The 18625-nt window shown below is 62.5% G+C and carries 20 protein-coding genes and 1 tRNA gene; 3 read left to right on the forward strand and 18 right to left on the reverse strand.

What is annotated here, in order from left to right:
- Positions 1-110 precede the first annotated feature (110 nt).
- The 5 genes from H8711_RS10700 to H8711_RS10720 form a co-directional block, all read right to left on the reverse strand.
- On the reverse strand, positions 111-350 hold the full coding sequence (locus tag H8711_RS10700; RefSeq protein WP_249283438.1) for an HPr family phosphocarrier protein: 240 nt from the start codon (positions 348-350) through the stop codon (positions 111-113).
- A gap of 168 nt (positions 351-518) precedes the next feature.
- On the reverse strand, positions 519-986 hold the full coding sequence (locus tag H8711_RS10705; RefSeq protein ID WP_249283439.1) for a hypothetical protein: 468 nt from the start codon (positions 984-986) through the stop codon (positions 519-521).
- A 3-nt stretch (positions 987-989) separates the two neighbouring features.
- A complete protein-coding gene (locus H8711_RS10710; RefSeq protein WP_249283440.1) occupies positions 990-1187 on the reverse strand; it encodes a helix-turn-helix transcriptional regulator in 198 nt (65 codons plus the stop codon).
- A 194-nt stretch (positions 1188-1381) separates the two neighbouring features.
- Entirely contained in the window at positions 1382-1729 is a 348-nt protein-coding gene (locus H8711_RS10715) for a TIGR04076 family protein (protein WP_249283441.1), read from the reverse strand.
- A gap of 173 nt (positions 1730-1902) precedes the next feature.
- Positions 1903-2649: a DUF1638 domain-containing protein gene (locus tag H8711_RS10720; RefSeq protein ID WP_249283442.1), complete on the reverse strand. Its 747-nt coding sequence runs from the start codon at positions 2647-2649 to the stop codon at positions 1903-1905.
- 205 nt (positions 2650-2854) lie between these two features.
- On the opposite strand from H8711_RS10720, the gene H8711_RS10725 reads away from it, so the two are divergent.
- Positions 2855-4432 (forward strand): ASKHA domain-containing protein, encoded by a 1578-nt coding sequence (locus tag H8711_RS10725; protein ID WP_249283443.1) that lies wholly within the window; start codon positions 2855-2857, stop codon positions 4430-4432.
- 185 nt (positions 4433-4617) lie between these two features.
- Entirely contained in the window at positions 4618-5148 is a 531-nt protein-coding gene (locus H8711_RS10730) for a GNAT family N-acetyltransferase (RefSeq protein ID WP_249283444.1), read from the forward strand.
- A gap of 57 nt (positions 5149-5205) precedes the next feature.
- On the opposite strand, the gene H8711_RS10735 is transcribed toward H8711_RS10730, so the two are convergent.
- The 12 genes from H8711_RS10735 to murD form a co-directional block, all read right to left on the reverse strand.
- The gene (locus H8711_RS10735) at positions 5206-5904 is read right to left on the reverse strand and encodes a putative ABC transporter permease (RefSeq protein ID WP_249283445.1); all 699 of its coding nucleotides are present in this window, start codon (positions 5902-5904) and stop codon (positions 5206-5208) included.
- A gap of 60 nt (positions 5905-5964) precedes the next feature.
- A complete protein-coding gene (locus H8711_RS10740) occupies positions 5965-6420 on the reverse strand; it encodes a hypothetical protein (protein ID WP_249283446.1) in 456 nt (151 codons plus the stop codon).
- Between the two features lie 289 nt (positions 6421-6709).
- Complete coding sequence (locus tag H8711_RS10750; protein WP_249283448.1) at positions 6710-7783, reverse strand: tetratricopeptide repeat-containing glycosyltransferase family 2 protein; 1074 nt, start codon at positions 7781-7783, stop codon at positions 6710-6712.
- Between the two features lie 110 nt (positions 7784-7893).
- Positions 7894-8364: a hypothetical protein gene (locus tag H8711_RS10755; RefSeq protein ID WP_249283449.1), complete on the reverse strand. Its 471-nt coding sequence runs from the start codon at positions 8362-8364 to the stop codon at positions 7894-7896.
- A 927-nt stretch (positions 8365-9291) separates the two neighbouring features.
- A complete protein-coding gene (locus tag H8711_RS10760; RefSeq protein ID WP_343274457.1) occupies positions 9292-10572 on the reverse strand; it encodes an MATE family efflux transporter in 1281 nt (426 codons plus the stop codon).
- A gap of 254 nt (positions 10573-10826) precedes the next feature.
- Positions 10827-10910, reverse strand: a tRNA-Leu gene (locus H8711_RS10765).
- Positions 10911-10982: 72 nt separating this feature from the next.
- Complete coding sequence (locus H8711_RS10770; RefSeq protein WP_249283451.1) at positions 10983-12254, reverse strand: methionine gamma-lyase family protein; 1272 nt, start codon at positions 12252-12254, stop codon at positions 10983-10985.
- 16 nt (positions 12255-12270) lie between these two features.
- Positions 12271-13116 (reverse strand): GNAT family N-acetyltransferase, encoded by an 846-nt coding sequence (locus H8711_RS10775; protein ID WP_249283452.1) that lies wholly within the window; start codon positions 13114-13116, stop codon positions 12271-12273.
- Positions 13113-14135, reverse strand: coding sequence for a M42 family metallopeptidase (locus H8711_RS10780; protein ID WP_249283453.1), 1023 nt, complete (start codon positions 14133-14135; stop codon positions 13113-13115). The genes H8711_RS10775 and H8711_RS10780 overlap by 4 nt, the downstream gene beginning before the upstream one ends.
- Positions 14132-15163: a M42 family metallopeptidase gene (locus H8711_RS10785; protein WP_249283454.1), complete on the reverse strand. Its 1032-nt coding sequence runs from the start codon at positions 15161-15163 to the stop codon at positions 14132-14134. Before H8711_RS10785 ends, H8711_RS10780 begins: the two co-directional genes overlap by 4 nt.
- Positions 15164-15188: 25 nt before the next feature.
- Positions 15189-15683, reverse strand: a complete 495-nt coding sequence (locus H8711_RS10790) for a prolyl-tRNA synthetase associated domain-containing protein (protein ID WP_249283455.1) — start codon at positions 15681-15683, stop codon at positions 15189-15191.
- An 18-nt stretch (positions 15684-15701) separates the two neighbouring features.
- Entirely contained in the window at positions 15702-17093 is a 1392-nt protein-coding gene (gene murD / locus H8711_RS10795) for a UDP-N-acetylmuramoyl-L-alanine--D-glutamate ligase (RefSeq protein ID WP_249283456.1), read from the reverse strand.
- 211 nt (positions 17094-17304) lie between these two features.
- Between murD and H8711_RS10800 the strand changes: the two genes are divergently transcribed.
- Positions 17305-17760 (forward strand): ribonuclease H family protein, encoded by a 456-nt coding sequence (locus H8711_RS10800; RefSeq protein WP_249283457.1) that lies wholly within the window; start codon positions 17305-17307, stop codon positions 17758-17760.
- Positions 17761-17812: 52 nt separating this feature from the next.
- Here the strand turns inward: H8711_RS10800 and H8711_RS10805 are convergent, their stop codons facing one another.
- Complete coding sequence (locus H8711_RS10805) at positions 17813-18358, reverse strand: Chromate resistance protein ChrB (RefSeq protein ID WP_249283458.1); 546 nt, start codon at positions 18356-18358, stop codon at positions 17813-17815.
- Positions 18359-18625 lie beyond the last annotated feature (267 nt).

Consider the following 18625-nt stretch of genomic DNA (forward strand, 5'->3'; position numbering starts at 1 on the left):
GATCACATCGTCCACCGTGCCGTCCGCGCTCGCCTGATAGGGGCTCGCTTCGCCAAAAAGTGGCGGAAGCATCCGATGCTTCCGCCACTTGGCGTTTCCACTTGCAGATATCAGCCTTCGGCCACGTCGTGCTTCGCGGCCCATTTGTCCAGCTTGCGCATAAAGTCGTCGCTCTCGGTGACCACCTTGACCGGCTTGGTGTAATCCAGGCTCATCAGGCCCAGCACCGATTTTGCGTCGGCAATCTTGTTGTCCACCGTGTGGACGCCGACATCGTCGGGGCACTCCCATGCGAGGTTCATAAATTCACGAAGCTGTTCCGCAGTTTCCAGTTTAATCATCTTTACCATAAGTCATAACCTCCTGATCAATTTGCCCTTACTCTTATTTACCATCATCATTATAGTCAATTTTTGGGCGAAAAGCTAGCGGTAAAATAGCAGAATCTCGCGGTATTTCGTCCAGTTAAATGGTTGTATTGCACAAATTATATACAAAATATTTATGCATAATAACAATCAATACAGGTAACGGCAGATACAGTAGCTCGCTAAAAGCAGAATCAGGGCCCCTATCAGCACCCAGATGAGGGTGACGGTGGCCAAAAACAGGGCGGGGGATAAGCTCGTGACCACAATCGCCAGATAAACCGCGCCGACCAGCACCCAGATGGCCGCCTGGGCGCTGCGCATCTGAATAAACCGGTTGCGCTCGTCCATCTCCTCCAGCTCGGCCTTGCGGGCCCGTTCAGCGTCGCGCAGATAGATTCCCATCCGAACCGCCGTGACGATACCCGAGCCCAACAGCCCGCCGCCGGTGCCCACATAAAAACCGGTCATAAAGCTGGGCTCCGGCCATTCGCCCAGCCGGAAGGAAAGAAGCGCCACACACAGCCCCACCATGGCGATACCGACGCCCAGCCACAGGCGGATTTTGGCCTTGGTGCGGAAGGGAAGCCGAGAAAAACAAAAAAGATTGGCTGACATGGTTCAGTCCTCCTCAAAGTAAAATACCTGCTCGATGGTCAGGCCGAAGTATCGTGCGATCTTGTGGGCCAGCAGCAGCGATGCGTTGTACCGCCCGTTTTCCAGCGAAATAATGGTCTGGCGGGTGACATCCACCGCGTCGGCCAGCTCCTCCTGGGTGATGCGGTGCGCGCGGCGCAGCTCCTGGATGCAATTCTGCATCTGGCTCCCCCCTTCTTTCGGTCAGTTGTTGCTCATAAAAGTATAGTTTGCTTTACATGAAATGTCAAGCTAATTTTACATTTCGCACTAAAAAATACTCCATGCTTGGGCCGGGTGGCTCGTAAACCAAAAACAACAAAAAGCACCCTGCCCGGCCTCCCACCGGATCGGATGCTTTCGTTTTTAAGCAGGCCTTAATCGAAAAATTTCCCCTTGTAGAAATTCTCATTCCCGAGCTTCCTCGCCGTCATCCTGAAGATCACGTTGCCGTCCGGGCAGACGATGTCCTTGCTGTATTTGCTGCCGCCGCCGATGTTTTCCAAATCCCCGCCGCTCCTGACAGCCTCCATGATGGGGAACATCAGCATCATGACTTTGGAGCAGATCCCCTGTCCATCCGCATTCACAGGGCAGCCATAGGTGCAGGTGTACTTATCCCCGATTTCCTCGCCGTTCCTACAGTACCGCTCCGTGTGGTCGCCGCGGAGAAACCCGACCACCTCGATCTCCCATTCGTACTCCTCGGCGTACCATTTTTTCATAATACCCCTCCAAATCTTGTTTTCGCCCTTTATCTGTTATTGTAACATACGAATTCCTCGGGTACAACGGCGCAGCCGCGATGCAGGCAAAAAACCGGCGGCAGGCAAAAAGCCCGCCGCCGAAAACCGTTTATGAGCGACCGCCCCGTCCGGGGCGCTTCTTTTAATATGTATCAATCGGCAACCTTGATGATGTCATTTTTAAAACTCTGCTCGCAGGTCTTGCCGGGCGGGATGATGAGAAAACGCTCTTCGTCCCAATTGCCGGCGATGAGGTCGTGCAGCAAGGTATCGTCTCCGCTGAACTCGCGGTGATCCCAACCGAGGAATTTGGCACATTCCCGGGAGTATCCGCGATAATCGGGGTAATGGATGCCGGGCATTTCCACGTAAGCGACGGCGCTGTAATCCTCCATCCATTTCTGTTCCATCTCCATCAGATATTCGGCGTTCTCTTCGCCGTATTTTTGGGTATAGGCGGCCAGCTTTTTGCGGTATGTCTCCTCGGAGGGAACCAGGCTGTTTTCGATCCAGCCCGGGGTGTACCAAAAGACCCCGCCTCCGGTTTTGTCAAAAATCTCGCGGTAACGCTCCTTGCTGCCCAGGAACAGGGTGACGCAGTCGTGCGCGCGGGGCACCACAATGGGATACCGCTTGCTGCTCACGCCACAGATCCCGTTGCTGCAAAGGCCGTAACCGAGCACAATTGCGTCAAAATCGCCCACATGTTCCCCGCAGGAAAACGGGTCGTCGCCGCTGTCGATTTTGTCGATGCACTCCTGTAAAATCGAGCGCAAACGGTCGGGCTCATCGTGATAGCCCTGCCGCAGCCATGTGATGTCGAGATAGTTTGGACAGGATGCGGACAGGAAGCCCAGCTCCCTTGTGAGCACCTTGCACGCCAGTACCTTTAACCGCATGGAATCACCAACTTATGAATAAATTTTGAAGAGCTCCTTAATAAAACTATAACGCTTTTTATCGCCCAGTTCAACAGGGAAATGTTGCCCCGCGAGCGGTCCATAAAATAGTACATAATATCCTAAAATATTACTGTGCCGGCGGAAATATCTGTGTTACAATGGCTTTGAATTCCGGCGCAGAGCCGCCGGTGGAAGGAGCTGTATGGGGATGAAACTGGAGATCGACGGGGCGGTCGTTGAGACCGGACGGCAGGGCAGTTTGTTGGAACTGATGTTGGAGGCGGGCGCGTTTGTGGACGCGCCCTGCGGGGGAAAGGGCCGCTGCGGCAAATGCCGGGTGGCCGCGTCCGGCGAGCTCTCGCCCCCCACCGAGGCGGAGCGCCGGCTGCTCTCCCCCGCGGAGCTGGCGGACGGAATCCGGCTGGCATGCGAGGCGAAGCCGCTGGGCGATGTGCAGGTGCGCACCCTGTCCCGCACCGATATCGGGGTGGAGGTGTCGGGCAGCGCCGCGGAGTATCCGGTGGACGCCCCCTGGAGCGAGGGCCGCGACGTGGGCATGGCGGTGGACATCGGCACCACCACGGTGGTCGCCTACTTTCACAGCCTGGCCGACGGCCGGCTGCTCTACACGGCGAGCGGCATCAACGGGCAGCGCGCCTACGGCGCGGACGTGATCTCCCGCATCGCGGCCTGTATGGACGACCCGAACGCGCTCGCGGCGCAGCAGCGGGTGATCGTGGCCCAACTGAACGGCTACCTCGGCGACTTTGAGCGCGCCACCGGCGTCGGCCGGGCGCGCATCGGGCGCGCGGTGATTGTGGGTAACACCACCATGCAGCACCTGCTGTGCGGGCTCGACCCCGCGGGCATCGCCGTGGCGCCCTTTGTGCCCAAGTCGCTGTTCGGCATCCCCCAGCCCGCGCGGGAGCTGGGCCTCGCGTTCGACGGCGAGGTCTACCACGGGCCGGGCATCTCGGCCTATGTGGGCGCAGACATCACCGCGGGCCTGCTGGCGAGCGGCGCGGCTGAGTGCGACGCCCCGGCGCTGCTCATCGACGTGGGCACCAATGGCGAGATGGCGCTGGCGGACAAACACCGGCTGGTCTGCTGCTCCACGGCGGCGGGGCCCGCTTTCGAGGGCGCGCACATCCGCTACGGAGTCGGCGGTGTGGCGGGCGCTATTTCCCAGGTAAACTGCACGCCGGACGGCTTCTCGATCGCCACCATCGGGGATCAGCCGCCCATCGGCATCTGCGGGTCGGGCATCATCGACGCGGTGGCCGCCGTGCTCGAGGCGGGCGCGATCGACGAGACCGGCCGCATCCTCGACGAGGACGAGATCGAGGGCTTCGCCGCCGGGCTGCTCTCGGAGGACGGGGACGAAATCCTGCTGGACCGCGCCAGCGGCATCACCCTGACCCAGGAGGACGTGCGCGTGGTGCAGCTCGCCAAGGCGGCCATCGCCGCGGGCATCGACACCCTGCTGCACAGCCAGGGCCTCACCCTCGGCCAGATCGGCAAGCTGTACATCGCGGGCGGCTTCGGCGCGCACATCAACAAGGCGAGCGCCTGCGCCATCGGCCTGCTGCCCATCGAGCTGATCGACCGTATGGAGTTTATCGGCAACGCGGCTGGCATGGGCGCGCGCCGCGCCCTGCTCACCGCGGATGGGTGCGACCGCCTGCGCGCGCTGGCCGCACGGGCGGAGTATATCGAGCTTTCGGGCGACAAGTTCTTTGAGGAGCGCTATGTGGAGCAGATGTTGTTTCCCGAGCAGTAGGCCGCTTATTTTTGCAGCCTCCCCGGCCGGATGCGCGAAAAAAACAGTTGCCTCGCCACTATTTTATATTTTATAATAGTGACATCCAGTCGCTTGAAAAGATGGCGGATGCCGGTAGGTACGGCAAAAAGCTGCATCCGGGAGGGCCCGCGAAGGCCGCTGCCCATAGAACGGGAGGATTTTTAATGAAGCTGATGACCAAACGGCTGCTGCTCCGGTCGCTCACGGAGGCGGATGCGGAGGACGTGTTCGCTTATTCCCGCGGGGAGCAGGTGGGGCCCAACGCGGGCTGGAAGCCGCACGAAAGCCTGGAGGAGACCCAAGAGATCCTCCGGCAGGTGTTTTTAGACCGGGAGGCGGTGTTCGGCATCGTGCTGCGGGAGACCGGCCGGGTGGTGGGCTCGATCGGGCTGATCCCGGACCCCAAGCGCGAAAACGGCCGCGTCCGGATGCTCGGCTATGCGCTGGGGCAGGAGCACTGGGGCAGGGGCTACATGACCGAGGCCGCGCGGGCGGTGGTGGCGTGCGGGTTCGGGCCGATGGCGCTGGACCTGATTTCGGCCTACTGTTACCCGCACAATTACCGCTCCCGCCACGTACTGGAAAAGCTGGGGTTTCAATTTGAGGGCACCCTGCGCCTGTGCGAGGAGCTGTACGACGGGCGGGTGCTGTCCGACGACTGCTACTCGCTGCGCCGGTGCGATTGGCGCGGCTGATAAAACCGAAACGGGCGCTGTACCAATTGCGGTACAGCGCCCGTTGTTGTTCTGCGGTTACGCAGCGGGGGTCTGCTCGACAAACACCAGGTTGGGAAAGAGCTTGTGCATCCGCTCGTCGCCGTAGTGCCGGTCGAAATACTCCTCCACCGCGTTTTGCGCGGGGATATTGCGGTAGCGCGCGGACATGCGCGCTGCGGCCGCGCCCGAAACCAGCGTATTGACGATCATAAACACCAGCAGCACCCAGGTGAGCGGCTTGGCCACCCGGTTGGGAATCCGCTTCATCCAGCGGCACATGCGGGGATAGAGGTCCTTCACCCACACCACCGCGAGCACCCCCCAGAACACCGAATAGAGCAGGTTGATGCGCCCGTTGAGGTTGAGCGGGAGCTGGTCGTACTGCCAGGACACGGTACCGAACACCGCCTCTTGAAACCAGCTGCACGCATATTCAAACGCGCTGCCCAGCAACATTCCGCCGAAGAAGATCCAGCCGTCCCGCTTTTTTTCCGCCCAGTGCAGGCCCAACGTCATCACCAGGGCGCCAAAGCCGTACACCAGGTTGAACGGGCCGTACACCAGGCCCACGCGGCTTTCGTAATGCCCGCGCGTAATCAGGCACCACAGGGTTTCCACCACAACGCCGAGAAAGCATCCGTAAAAGAAAATCCAGAACAGCCGGTAAAAGTTGAGGCCCCGGTCGAAGCAGCTCGCCGAAACCGACCTCTTTCTGATGGTGATTCCGTTCAACATCCAACACCTCGCAGCAACAATTTGAGGGCATCGCTACCCGCAGTATAACACAAAAAGCGTTTACTGTCGATCGATTTGCCAGCCGGCAGGCTCGGCCTGGTCGAGCAGCACCTCCAGCAGCGAGTCCAGCAGGTCGCCCCGTGTGACGAGCGCACAGCGGGGGCCGTCCGCGCCGCGCTGGATGCGCAGCGCCTGGAGCACCAGGACCCTGCGCCTGCTCCCGGTCTGCACCCGCATCGCGTATTCCACGCCGCCCACCCTGAGTCCGACGGTCCGGCTCGCTTCCATCGGGTCGGCGTGGGCCTGCTGCGCCAGCATGGCGCAAAACCGTTCGTATTGCTTTGGCTTCAACTGCCGCACAAACATTTTTGCATTCTCCTCTTTGATATCGCCCGACAGCGCTTGAAACGGGGATGCAGCGCATGGTATAATGAATTTACGCCGCAGGCGCGTTTCGCGCGCTGCCGGTGGGTTTGCGAGGGAAGCGGTGCTTAGTTGGGCGGCCGCTTCCTTCATTTTTTGACGAGCCTGTCCTTTAAACCGATAATCCCCCGCCGGACAGCCTCCGCCCGCCCGATCTCCTCTTGCGCACAATACTTTTTCAATGTATCCACGCATTCGGTATCCAACCGGACATGAATAGAGGTTTCCTTGGGGTTATCCGTGGGGCGGCCCCTCTTCTTCTTGTCGGGCAAAATATTCACCTCACTTTTGTGGCCCATAATAAATCATATATTTAAGCAGCCCAAAATCAACAGAAAAAGGAGGCTTCCGCCTCCTTTTTTGTTTTGGCCGAGCCGCACGCTCATCGGGCTCTGCCCTCGAAAAATGCGCGGTTAAACCGGTACGCCTCGGACTCGGGCTTCTCCCGCCCGGCCCTTTCGTTATACTCCCGCGCCTTCTCCTCGTCCCCCAGGCGGTACCAGCAGACGCAGAGCTGGAGACAGGGGACGTAGCCGTAGTCATCCGGCTGGACAAAGCCACCCGAGGCATCCTCCCGCTTGCAGCCGAGCGCCTGTTCGTACCAGAACACGGCCGTGCGGTAGTCCTCCCGCTCCAAAAAGAAGCGCCCCAGCTCGCAGCAGGTCTCGGCCCGCGGCGGGCCGAAACGCAGGCTCCGCACCAGCGCCCGGAACGCCTCCTCCGGGCGCCCCATCCGCTCATAGCAGGCGGCCAGGTTCCGGCAGGCCTCGATCTCGTTTTCCACCCATCCCTCGCCCGAATCTAAAAAGCGCTCCAAGACCTCCGCGGCCTCTCCATCCCGCGCGTGGTAGGTGAGCTCGCGGGCGTAATAAAACTGTTCGCGGGGCGACAACCGCTGCCCGCGGGCCAGCATCCCCTCAAAGATGCGCAGGTTCCGGTCCGGGTCGCCCGGGCCGGTTTTGCGGTGGGAGACCGCCGCCTCGCTGTAAAACACCTTGCCCGAGGGTGTGATCGCCTCGTGGATTGCCCCCGCCCACCGGAGCCCCGCCGCGCGGCGGATGAGGCGCTCCCGGTAGTAGGTGAACGCGGGCTGCCCGCCCTGGTCGAACGACGTGTGATAGCGCATCATCACCACGTCGGTGTCCGGCGGCAGGGTCTGCTTGAGCTGCCAGAAGGCCTCGCGGTTCTCCCCCTCCATCCGGTCGTCCGCATCCAGCCACATGCAGTACTGCATGGCGCCGTGATCGAACGCGAAGTTGCGGGCGGCGGCAAAGTCGTCCCGCCAGGCGTAGCGGTACACCCGGTCGGTGTAGCGCCGGGCGATCTCCTCGGTGCGGTCGCTGCTGCCGGTGTCCACAATCACAATTTCGTCCACCAGGTCTTTGACCGAATCCAGACAGCCGGGCAGGTTCTGTTCCTCGTCCTTGACGATCATACACAGGCTGATCGTGACCATAGCTGCACTCCCTTTTCCATATCAATTGTCAAAGGGCGGCCTGGGAAAAACCCGGACCGCCCTTTCTCCGGCGCGATGCCGGTGAAATCGCTGGGTGAAAAATCGGCCTTCTACTTGGTGATGATCTCCGCTTTGCAGGTCGATACAAATGTGGGGCTGCTGTTGTTGGGGCCCACGAGGACGATCATGCCAAATTCGCTCTTGATGACAGTTCCCTGTCCGGTGGATTGCCCGCCGGCCTTGATGTTGACATCCTTGGTGCCCACCGGCAGGTAGGCCCGGATGGCCGCTTCGCAATCCGCTCCGCAACCGGTCGGCGCGGGCGTGGGCGCAGGGAGATAGGTGATCTGGTTGTTATAAGTCGCGCTTGTGATCTTAACCGAGGCAATACGGCAGATGGAAACCGCCTCCTGGGGCACCCCCTGGGAGTTGACCAACTGAAACAGCCCGGCGTTGGGGTTTGTGTTCGGCGCGGGCAGCAGGCTACCCGGACGACCCGAAGCATTGTCCCCGCTCTCCATCGCCACGATCACGTTACTGGTGGGATAAAGCGCGATGATCTGCCTGAGAATGTTCCTCATCTGCGCTACGCAGGCGCACTCCGTATCGCTACCAGACGGGCCGGTCGGCCCAGTAGGACCGGTGGGTCCGGTAGGGCCGCTAGGTCCGGTAGGGCCGCTGGGACCGGTAGGGCCGCTAGGGCCGGTAGGACCACTGGGACCGGTAGGGCCGCTGGGTCCGGTTGGGCCGCTAGGTCCGGTTGGGCCGCTGGGTCCGGTTGGGCCGCTGGGTCCGGTTGGGCCGCTGGGTCCGGTTGGGCCGCTGGGTCCGGTTGGGCCGCTAGGGCCGGTAGGACCACTGGGACCGGTTGGGCCGCTGGGTCCGGTTGGGCCGCTGGGTCCGGTTGGGCCGCTAGGTCCGGTTGGGCCGCTAGGTCCGGTTGGGCCGCTAGGTCCGGTTGGGCCGCTAGGTCCGGTTGGGCCGCTAGGTCCGGTTGGGCCGCTGGGACCGGTAGGACCGCTGGGGCCGGTAGGGCCGCTGGGACCGGTAGGGCCGCTGGGGCCGCTAGGTCCGGTTGGGCCGCTAGGTCCGGTTGGGCCGCTAGGTCCGGTTGGGCCGCTAGGTCCGGTTGGGCCGCTAGGTCCGGTTGGGCCGCTAGGTCCGGTTGGGCCGCTAGGTCCGGTCGGGCCGGTAGGGCCGCTGGGACCGGTAGGACCGCTGGGGCCGGTGGGGCCGGTACGTCCAGTGGGGCCCGTCACACGACAGCACCGCACGCAGCAGCACGGGGAATCGCAATCCTTATCTTGATTTAGATGATAAATAGTCATGAATGGAATAACGCTCCTTTATCATTCACTTACTGTGCTATTGGGAATTCTCCCTCTTTATGATATGTACCGCTGAAAGGAAGTGTCCCATCCCCACAGGCGCCACAGGCAGGCGAAAAAAGCCCCGGAGCTTTTTATGCTCCGGGGCCAGCCCGATGTGCCGTCAGACGAAAACGATCCTTAATCCCCCGACAGCAACTGTGTTTTTTCCCTGTAAAAATACCATATCCCATAGAGATCGGCCAATGCCCAGCCGATGGGTACCGCCCACCAAATTCCCAACATGCCCACCGCAGGGATGGCTGAAAGCGCATAAGCGAGGAGGACGCGGAGTCCCAGGGAGATAATTGTCAGCACGATGGAAACCGGCGCCTTTCCGAGCCCCCTGTAAAAACCGTACCACAAAAATAGGATGCCGATTCCGACGTAACAGGCCCCCACAATATGTAGGTATTGCACGCCGATGCGGATTGTCTCGGTCTCCTGCGCATTCACAAACAGCAGCATCAGGGGTTTTGCCAAAAACCATACGAGCACCGACGCTGTCAAACAAAATGCTGCTGAGAGCTTCGCCGCGATCAGCAGGCCAGCCCGGATCCGGTCGGGCTTTTTCGCCCCGTAATTTTGGGCGATATAGGTCGCAAAGGCATTTCCAAAATCCTGCGCGGGCATATAGGCGAACGCATCTATTTTGACCCCGACCGCAAAGGCCGCGCTTGCAGCAAAGCCAAAGCTGTTGACAAGGCTCTGCACCATCAGTATCCCAAAATTCATAATGGACTGCTGAACCGCTGTTAATAGGGAATTTTGAATAATCAAGTGCAAAAGGCGCCCGCTATAGCGCATGTGGCGCCTGCGCGGATGGAGAGATTTCGCCTTGACGCCGAAATAAACGGTGATGCAAAGCGCGGACAGCGCCTGCGCAATGACCGTTGCAAGCGCTGCACCCGTCACCGCCATATCAAAGCAGACAATCAGCACGATATCGAGGACGATATTGGTCACCACGGAAACAGCCAGAAATACCAGCGGCATCACCGTATTTCCAACACTTCTGAGCACCGCCGCAATAAAATTATAAATGGTGACAAAAATCATCCCGGCAAAAATAATCTCAAGATATTCCCGTGTAAAATCGACGGCCTCCACGGGGATATTGAGCCAAAGGATGAACCGGTCGAGCAGCAGATAGGCGAGAATGTTTATGATTGCCGAAAGGAGCAGAACAAAAACAAAGGAATTAAAAATGCTGGTTTTCATGTCCTCCTCCCGCTTCGCCCCATAAAGCTGTGCAAAAACGACCCCGCTGCCCATGCACAGCCCCAATATGATGGAGGTCAGCAGCACCATCAGCGTATAGGAGGACCCCACCGCCGCAAGCGCCGTCGCCCCAATCGTTTTGCCCACGATCAGCGTGTCCGCCACATTGTACAGTTGCTGCACCAGATTCCCAAAGATCATGGGCAGGCTGAAGGCCACCAGGGATTTCCCTATCCTGTCCGTGGTTAAGTCAAAGTTCAACGCTACTTCTCCTATCCATAAGAAATCGCTGAAAACGAAAAAATCCCCAAGGGGTGCGAGCCGCATCCTTTTGAACCGGCTCCTTCCTCTAGCGGCACACCCAGATGATTTTGGGCCCTTTCAACCGGCGGCAGAAAAACCTGTTCTGCCGGATAGCCCATGAAAAAATCCCGAAGGAAAACCTTCGGGATTTTTGGTGCGGGTAACAGGGGTCGAACCTGCACGGGAAGCCCACTGGATCCTAAATCCAGCGCGTCTGCCAATTCCGCCATACCCGCATCGCCGGCCGCATCCGCGCTGCGGCCGCTGTGTTTTATTCTAGCACATCGCCCGCGCGCCCGTCAAGCGGACTATTTGCGGGTGATCGCACCCCGTTCCAGCATCGACTGCGCGGCCAGCAGAACCCCCATGCGCCCGCTGTGGTAGGTGAGCCCCCCTTGCAGCCACACCGCGTAGGGCTCGCGCATCGGGCCGTCGGCTGAGAGCTCGATCGACGCGCCCATGGTGAACGCGCCCGCCGCCATAATCACCTGATCCTCGTAACCGGGCATATCCCACGCCTCGGGCTGCACGAACGCATCCACCGGCGAACCCTTCTGGATGCCCTGGCAAAACGCCTCCAGCCCCTGCGGGGTGCCCAGCGTGACCGCCTGGATGATGTCGGTGCGGCGCTCAGAATGCGCCGGATAGACCGCAAAGCCGAGCTCCTCGAACAGCGCGGCGGCGAACACCGCGGTCTTCACCGCGCTCGCCACCACATCCGGGGCGAAAAACAGCCCCATGAGCATGTTGCGGGTCTGGCCCAGGGTGCAGCCCACCTCGCGGCCGCTGCCAGGCGAGGTCAGCCGGTAGGCGCACAGCTCCACCAGGTCGTGCCGGCCCGCAATGTAGCCGCCGGTCTGCGCGAGGCCGCCGCCCGGGTTTTTGATGAGCGACCCGACGATCAGGTCCGCGCCCGCCTCGGTGGGCTCGCGGGTCTCGACGAACTCGCCGTAGCAGTTATCCACCATGACGATGCAGCCGGGGTTCCCCGCGCGCACCGCGCTGCACAGCCGTTCGATGGCCGCGATATCGAGCGACGGGCGCAGCGCATACCCGCGCGAGCGCTGGATATACGCCACCTTGGCCCCTTTGACCGCATCCGGAACCGCGCCGTAGTCGGGCGTGCCGTCAGGCAGCAGATCGAGCTGGCGGTACTGCACGCCGAAGTCGCGCAGCGAGCCGTCCCCCTCGCCCCGGATGCCGATGACCTCCTCCATAGTGTCGTAGGGCGAGCCGGTGAGCGAAAGCAGCGTGTCGCCCGGGCGCAGCACCCCGAACAGCGCCGTGGTGAGCGCATGGGTGCCGGACACAAAGTTGTGCCGCACCAGCGCGTCCTCGCAGCCCATCACCTGGGCCATCACCGCGTCGAGAACTTCGCGCCCGCGGTCGCCGTAGCCGTAGCCGGTGCTGCCCGCAAAGTGGCTTTCGCTCACCCCCTGCCGGTTGAACGCCGCCATCACCTTGAGCTGGTTGTACTGCGCGATCTCGTCAATCTCATCGAAGTGGGCGCGGCAGGCCGCCTCGGCCCGGTCCGCCGCCCGGTTTAAGTACGGGTCGATTGTAAAAAAGTTCTGTTCCATTCCGTCGTTCCCTTTTCTAAAAGTTGATTTCGCGGTATTCCGCCTCGGCGCGGTATCCCAGCCGCTCGTACAGCCGCCGGGCGTTGTCGTTCTGGCAAACGATGCGCGGCGCCTTGCCCGCGCGCGCCACCCGGGCGGTCAGCCCTGTCACCAGCGCGCCCGCGTACCCCCTGCCCCGGCAGTCCGGCCGGGTCGCCACCGACCCGATCACCGCCGTGCGGGCATTTTGATAGTAGATACCCGCCGTCGCCCGGCCAACGGCCGGAGGATTCCCGGGCAGGTCCAGCCCGCTTTCCGGGGTGTATCCTCCGCACAGCGGCGCAGGCGTTGTGCTGGGCGCTTCCGCCCGGCCGCCGCCCAAATCCCCCGCGATCATCCACACCTCGGCCAGGCCGCGCCGAATTTTCAGCGCGAGGTCGCAGTACCAGGGTTCAAAGGCCGTGCCGCGCATGTTGTCGAATACCGCGAGCAGCAGACTGTATACTTCTTCCAGCCTGGGGGCCCTGCACACGCCGGGCGGGGCGGGTTCGTCCGGCGGCGGGCCGTCAAAGCGCATCACGGTGTAACGCGGGCCGGCCTGTGCATCCAGGCCCAGCGCGCCCGCGGCCCGCCCGGAGCAGACCAGCGTGCGGCAGCCGCACCGCTGCAGGAACTCCCTCAGCTCCTCGGGGTCGAACCGCAGGCCGTCGAGGGTGACTACCCCGTCGAACAGTGAGAGCAGCGCGCCACCCTGCGCCTCGTAGAGCAGCGGCCCGTCCGGCCTGCCCCGGTAAGCCGCAAACTGGGTGGCGATGCGGGCGTTGTAGACGTTGTCGCGCGCCGGGAAAACCCAGCCCGGCGCGTCCTCCAGCAGCCGGATCATCGCGCCGCCAGCGCGGCTGCCAGCGCGCGGGTCAGCCGCAGGGTATCCTCCGCGTCCCCGCCGTGCAGCACGCACGAGGGGGAATGCAGGTAGCGGCAGGGGATCGAGAGCGCGATGGTGCGCACCCCGCCGCGTGCGCACTGGATCGAGCGCGAATCGTTGCCGCCAAAGACCCCCTCCTTGACCTGCGCGGGGACGCCTTCGCGCGCGGCCACCGCGAGCGCCAGGCCGAACAGCTCCGGGTCGTAGATGGTTCCCTTATCCATAAAGCTCACCACCGGGCCGCTCCCCAGGCGGCAGACCTGCCTCTCCTCGGGCGCGCCGCCCACATCCCCGGCCGTGGTGGTCTCCACCACAATCGCGTAATCGGGGTCCTGGGTGAACGCGGCGGTCTTGGCCCCGCTCGTGCCGGTCTCCTCCTGCACGGTGAAGGCGAACCAGGCGTCGTATTCCAGCTCGCCGCGGATCATCTCCACCAGCGCCGCGCAGCCCGCGCGGTCGTCCAGCGCCCGGCCCTTGATGAGGCCCTCGCCGAACCGCACAAAATCCGAATCAAATATGGCGCGGTCGCCCAGCCGCACTGTGGCCGCCGCCTGCTCGCGGCTGTTCGCGCCGATGTCGAGGTAGAGCTCATCCACCTTGGGGATTTTGTCCCTCTCCTCGCTTTCGAGCAGGTGCACCGGCTTGAGGCCGACCACCCCGGGCAGGCGGTTCTTGCCCACCAGCACCGGCTTGCCCGCGATCACGCGCGCGTCGATGCCGCCCACCGTATCGAACCGCAGCAGGCCGTCCTCCCCGATGGCGGTGACGATAAAGCCCACCTCATCCATGTGCGCGGCCAGCATCACCCGGTTTTTCGCGCGCTTTTTGCCCTTTTTATACACCAGCAGGTTGCCCAGCGGGTCGGTGACGCACTCGTCGCAATGCCCCTTGATCTCCTCGGCGATGCGCGCCGCCACCGCTCCCTCGTCCCCAGATACGCCGGGGATCAGGGCGAGCTGCTCCAACAATTCGATCATGCCGTCGCCTCCTCTGCATGGAGATATGCCGCGATCAGCCGGGCGGTGGATTCGATGTCCTCCACGCACACCCGCTCCACCGGGGTGTGCATCGACCGGATCGGCACCGACAGGATCGCCGTGGCCACCCCGGCTCCGCTCACCGCGATGCCGTCCGCGTTGGTGCCGGTGGCGCCGCCCATCACCTCGACCTGGCAGGGGATGCCCTCCCGCTGCGCCAGCTCCACCAGCCGTTCGCTCATGCGCCCGCTGAGGATCGGCGCGAAGCCGACCATCGGGCCCTTGCCCATCTCGCCGCATTTGTGGCGCGGGACGCCCGGCGCGGCGGCAAAGCTCACGTCCACCACAATGCAGTGGGTGGGCGCCACCGCGAACGCAGCGGTTTTCGCACCCGCCGCGCCGGTCTCCTCCTGCGCGGTGAGCGCCACCGTCACCCCACAGTCGGGCTTGTGCTCGGCAATCAGTCGCGCGGCCCGGATGACCGCCGCACAGCCCGCGCGGTTGTCGAGCGCCCGGCCGCACACGCTGCCGTCCAACAGCGCGCGGTGGTTGCCCGCAAATGTGACGCGGCACCCCAGCGGAACCAGGGCGCGCGCCCGCTCGCCGCTCATGCCGATATCCACATACAGCTCCTCGATCTTGGGCGGCGTCTTGTCGCCGTCCCCCTGGAGATGCGGCGGGGTGGCGCAGATCACGCCAACGAGCGCGCCGCCCGGCGCGTGCACCGCGACCTGTGAGGCCGCCAGCAGGCGGCGGTCGAGGCCGCCCACGTTGCTCACCTTCAAAAAACCGCTGTCATCCACGCGGGTGACGATCAGCCCGATCTCGTCGAGATGCGCGTCCAGCAGGTAGTGGGGGCGGCCCGCCCGCGCCTCGCTCACCCGGCAGACCACATTGCCCAGGCGTCCGGTCTCCACCGGGCCGCAGGGGGCGAGCAGCTCCACGGCCACCTGTGCCGCCGGATGCTCGTCGCCCGAAACGCCGCGCGCCCCGGCGAGCGCCAGCAGCATCTGTTTGGTTGCTTCCATTGTGTTTCTCCTTTCGTTCCGGCGGTCATTCCACCTCGACATACCGCACGGGGTGGCCGCTCGCCTCGATCACGCCCACCAGGTCCTCAAACGAGAGCCAGACGGTGGCGGTGTTGTCGTTGGGATGCACCCCCACCTTGGCCCGCCCGATCAGCGAGCGGTCGAACGCCACCTCCACCGCGCCGGCCGTGTCCTGGAACACCCCCAGCGGCGTGACCGCGCCCTTTTTCAAGCCCAAATACCGCTCGAGCCGCTCCTCGGACGCAAAGCTGAGCTTGCTGCTTTCGAGCTGCCCGCGCAGCGCGTCCAGGTTGGCGTGCTTCTCCTTATCCAGCGCCACCAGAAAGTGGCGCTTGCCCTTGGCGTCGCGCAGGAACAGGTTCTTGAGCACATCCCCATCCAGCGTGATGCCGAGACTGTCCATTTCGTCGATGGTGTACACCGCGGGGTGCTCGGTGACCGCAAAGGCCACCCCCAACGCCCACAGCCGGTCGTACACCGCCTGTTTTTTGTCCTTCATGTGAGTTTACTTCCTCCGTCACAGCGCGTTCACGATCGATTTAAAGTGCCGCCCGCGCTCCTCAAAGTTGTGGTATTTATCAAAGCTGGCGCTCGCCGGGGACATGGTGACCACATCCCCCTCGTGTGCGAGCTCGCGCGCCTTGGCGACCGCCTGCTGCATGTCGTCCACCCGGTAGATCGGGAGCTTCTCCCGGTCGTAATCGGGGCAGGCCGTGACCGCATGTTCGATCTTATCCGCCGTGGCGCCCATCAGGATGAGGTACTTGACCTTTTCGATGATCTTGGGGGCCAGCGGCTCGTAGGGGATTTTCTTGTCGTACCCGCCCGCGATCAGGATGACCCGCCCTACAAAGGAATCGAGCCCGGCGATGGTGCGGGTGGGGCTGCTGGCGATCGAATCGTTGTACCACTTCACCCCGTCCAGCTCGCGCACCAGCTCGATGCGGTGCTCCACCCCGCCGAACACCCGCGCCACGGTGTGCATCGTCCTGGGCGACGCCTCGCCCCACACCGCTGCGATTGCCGCGAGGTAGTTTTCGATGTTGTGCACCCCCGGGATGCGGATATCCCCCCGGTGGAACAGGCGGGTCACGCCCTTTTCATCCGCCGCGCACAGGTAGCCCTCGCTGTCCAAGAACGCGCCGCGCTCCACCGGCTCGCGGCGGGAAAACCACCGCAGGTCGCCGCGGACGATAGGCGCGAACGAGCGGGTCACCGCGTTGTCCCAACCCAATATGGTGCGCGAAAAGGCGTTTTGATGCAGCAAAAGCTGCTGCTTGGCGCCGATGTATTCCTCCATCGTGCCGTGCACGTCCAGGTGGTTGGGGGTGACGTTGGTGACCACCGCCACGTCCGCCGCCTGTCGCATCGACACGAGCTGGAAGCTCGAAAGCTCCACCACCGCCGCGTCGTCCGGCCCGATCTCCTCGATGTGGCAGAGCAGCGGCTTGCCGATGTTGCCGCCGATGTGCACCGTGCGACCCTCGGCCGCCAGCATCTCCGCGATCAGGGTGGTGGTGGTGGTCTTGCCGTCCGACCCTGTCACCGCGTACTTTTTGCAGGGGCACAGGTCGAAAAACACCTCCATCTCGGAGGTGACCGCCACCCCGGCCGCGCGCGCCGCCGCGAGCTTCCCGTTGTTGAAATACATCCCCGGCGAGCGGAACACCACGTCGTAGCGGGTGAGGTGGTCGAGATACCCCTCGCCCAGGTCGAACGCGACCCCCAGCTCGCGCAGCTCCTGCCCGACCTCGCCGAGCTGCTCCCAGCTCTTTTTGTCGCAGAGGGTGCAGCTGAGCCCCTTTTTGCACATCAAGCGGATGAGCCCGGTGTTGCTCACCCCTACGCCGATGAAAGCGATTTGTTTGCCCTTTAGTCCGTCAAAAAAGCGCGATACCCGATTGTCCATAGCAAAACCTCTTTCAGCGCGGCCCACGGCCGCTGCAAAACTTCCAAATATGCACAGTCTCACATCCTATTATTATACGTTCGGGGCCCAGAAATAGCAAGAAACACGCCTGAGCCGGCAAAAAATTTTTCGGTCCCCATTCACCTTGAGCGGATTGCCCGGATGTGGTAAAATATAACTGTAAAACTGAGAAGGGAGGTGCCTCCCCGATATGCTTCTCTATTGCGACGCGAGCTACTCCGCGGAGGACCAAATCTGCACGTGGGCCATCGTGGTGGACCACAGCCGGGAGCACCGGTCGCCCGAGGTGTACACCGGCGAATTCCCCGGCTGCGACAGTATGCAGGGCGAAATTATGGTCTGCCTCAAGGCGATCCACCTCGCCAAGGACGCGGGCGACAAGTGCCCCACCATCTTCACGGATTACGCGGTACTGCACGAGCTCTCCCGCAGGGTGGGCAAAAACAAGTTCACCGATTCGCGCGACTACGAGCTGATCGAGCAGGTGGCCGTCTATCTGCGGGCGCACGAGGTGCACATCCGCAAGGTGACGGGCAAAAATAACCCCGCCCACAAGCACGCCTTTGCGGCGCTCACCCGCCTGCGCGAGCAGCGCTGGGCGGAGGAAGAGGACGAGGACGCCCCGGACGGGGCCGAGGAGCTATGACGCACATGCAAAACGGGGCGGCCGGTTTTCCACACCGGCCGCCCCCTGCTGTTTAAAACTTCGCCTTGTCAATCAGCTTTTTGAGCTGGTCTGCGAACTCGCTCGCGTCGGACACGCAGCGGTCGAAGATGCGGTCGATCCGCTTTTCCAGCTCGGTCTCGGCCTGCCCGCCGAAGTGGCTGCGGCTCTTCACCCGGCGGTACTGCCGCACAATCCGCTTGATCTCCTCGGAGGTGTCCGCGTCCATCTTGCCATGCTTCATCTGCACGCGGGTGAGCAGGTGGTCGCACCCCTCCAGCAGCTCGTTGTACTCCTGCTCGCTCTGCTGCACAAACCGACGCACCATCGCCGCCTCGTCCTTCTGGTTGACAAAGTTCATCTCGATGATGGCCGCCTCGCCCTCCAGCTCCTTGATCTTTTCGCACAGCAGCACCAGGCTGCTCACCTTGGCGCTGGTCTTGGGCAGCACCGCCACGCCGTGGTTGATATTCATTGCGCCGATCTCCTTGAGCTTGCGCCAGACATACACCCGGTTTTTGGATGGATTGATGGGCAGCGAATAGTTGAGCGCAATCCAGCGGATTCTTGCAGCGGCCATGACAAGGCCCCCTTTCGGAAAAATGCTTCTATCCACATTGTAACAGGTGATACAATTTTGTCAACCTCCCCGGCGCATGCGGGTAAATTATCTAAATCGGCCGCGCCCCGCCCATTTGTTGTGGTGGAGTGTCACAAATCACGCTGTGGGGCGGGCTGCGGCGTTGCATTTGCAGGCGAAAAATGATAGTATAAAACCAGTGTCTTTTCGCGGCCCCGCACCCTTTTGTGGGGTGCGGGCCATCATTTTTGGCGGGACTATCCCGCG

The organism is Ligaoa zhengdingensis, from assembly GCF_014384885.1.
Taxonomy (GTDB): Bacteria; Bacillota; Clostridia; order Oscillospirales; family Ruminococcaceae; genus Ligaoa; species Ligaoa zhengdingensis.

Coding starts and splice junctions, on each gene's coding strand:
- H8711_RS10775 (WP_249283452.1), bottom strand. CDS start 13,116: ATGATCCGGCTGCTGGAGGACGCGCCGGGCTGGGTTTTCCCGGCGCGC.
- H8711_RS10805 (WP_249283458.1), bottom strand. CDS start 18,358: ATGGCCGCTGCAAGAATCCGCTGGATTGCGCTCAACTATTCGCTGCCC.
- H8711_RS10800 (WP_249283457.1), top strand. CDS start 17,305: ATGCTTCTCTATTGCGACGCGAGCTACTCCGCGGAGGACCAAATCTGC.
- murD (WP_249283456.1), bottom strand. CDS start 17,093: ATGGACAATCGGGTATCGCGCTTTTTTGACGGACTAAAGGGCAAACAA.
- H8711_RS10700 (WP_249283438.1), bottom strand. CDS start 350: ATGGTAAAGATGATTAAACTGGAAACTGCGGAACAGCTTCGTGAATTT.
- H8711_RS10710 (WP_249283440.1), bottom strand. CDS start 1,187: ATGCAGAATTGCATCCAGGAGCTGCGCCGCGCGCACCGCATCACCCAG.
- H8711_RS10760 (WP_343274457.1), bottom strand. CDS start 10,572: ATGATCTTTGGGAATCTGGTGCAGCAACTGTACAATGTGGCGGACACG.
- H8711_RS10715 (WP_249283441.1), bottom strand. CDS start 1,729: ATGAAAAAATGGTACGCCGAGGAGTACGAATGGGAGATCGAGGTGGTC.
- H8711_RS10780 (WP_249283453.1), bottom strand. CDS start 14,135: ATGATCGAATTGTTGGAGCAGCTCGCCCTGATCCCCGGCGTATCTGGG.
- H8711_RS10785 (WP_249283454.1), bottom strand. CDS start 15,163: ATGGAAGCAACCAAACAGATGCTGCTGGCGCTCGCCGGGGCGCGCGGC.
- H8711_RS10790 (WP_249283455.1), bottom strand. CDS start 15,683: ATGAAGGACAAAAAACAGGCGGTGTACGACCGGCTGTGGGCGTTGGGG.
- H8711_RS10750 (WP_249283448.1), bottom strand. CDS start 7,783: ATGGTCACGATCAGCCTGTGTATGATCGTCAAGGACGAGGAACAGAAC.
- H8711_RS10755 (WP_249283449.1), bottom strand. CDS start 8,364: ATGAGGAACATTCTCAGGCAGATCATCGCGCTTTATCCCACCAGTAAC.
- H8711_RS10705 (WP_249283439.1), bottom strand. CDS start 986: ATGTCAGCCAATCTTTTTTGTTTTTCTCGGCTTCCCTTCCGCACCAAG.
- H8711_RS10725 (WP_249283443.1), top strand. CDS start 2,855: ATGGGGATGAAACTGGAGATCGACGGGGCGGTCGTTGAGACCGGACGG.
- H8711_RS10720 (WP_249283442.1), bottom strand. CDS start 2,649: ATGCGGTTAAAGGTACTGGCGTGCAAGGTGCTCACAAGGGAGCTGGGC.
- H8711_RS10740 (WP_249283446.1), bottom strand. CDS start 6,420: ATGAAGGAAGCGGCCGCCCAACTAAGCACCGCTTCCCTCGCAAACCCA.
- H8711_RS10730 (WP_249283444.1), top strand. CDS start 4,618: ATGAAGCTGATGACCAAACGGCTGCTGCTCCGGTCGCTCACGGAGGCG.
- H8711_RS10735 (WP_249283445.1), bottom strand. CDS start 5,904: ATGTTGAACGGAATCACCATCAGAAAGAGGTCGGTTTCGGCGAGCTGC.
- H8711_RS10770 (WP_249283451.1), bottom strand. CDS start 12,254: ATGGAACAGAACTTTTTTACAATCGACCCGTACTTAAACCGGGCGGCG.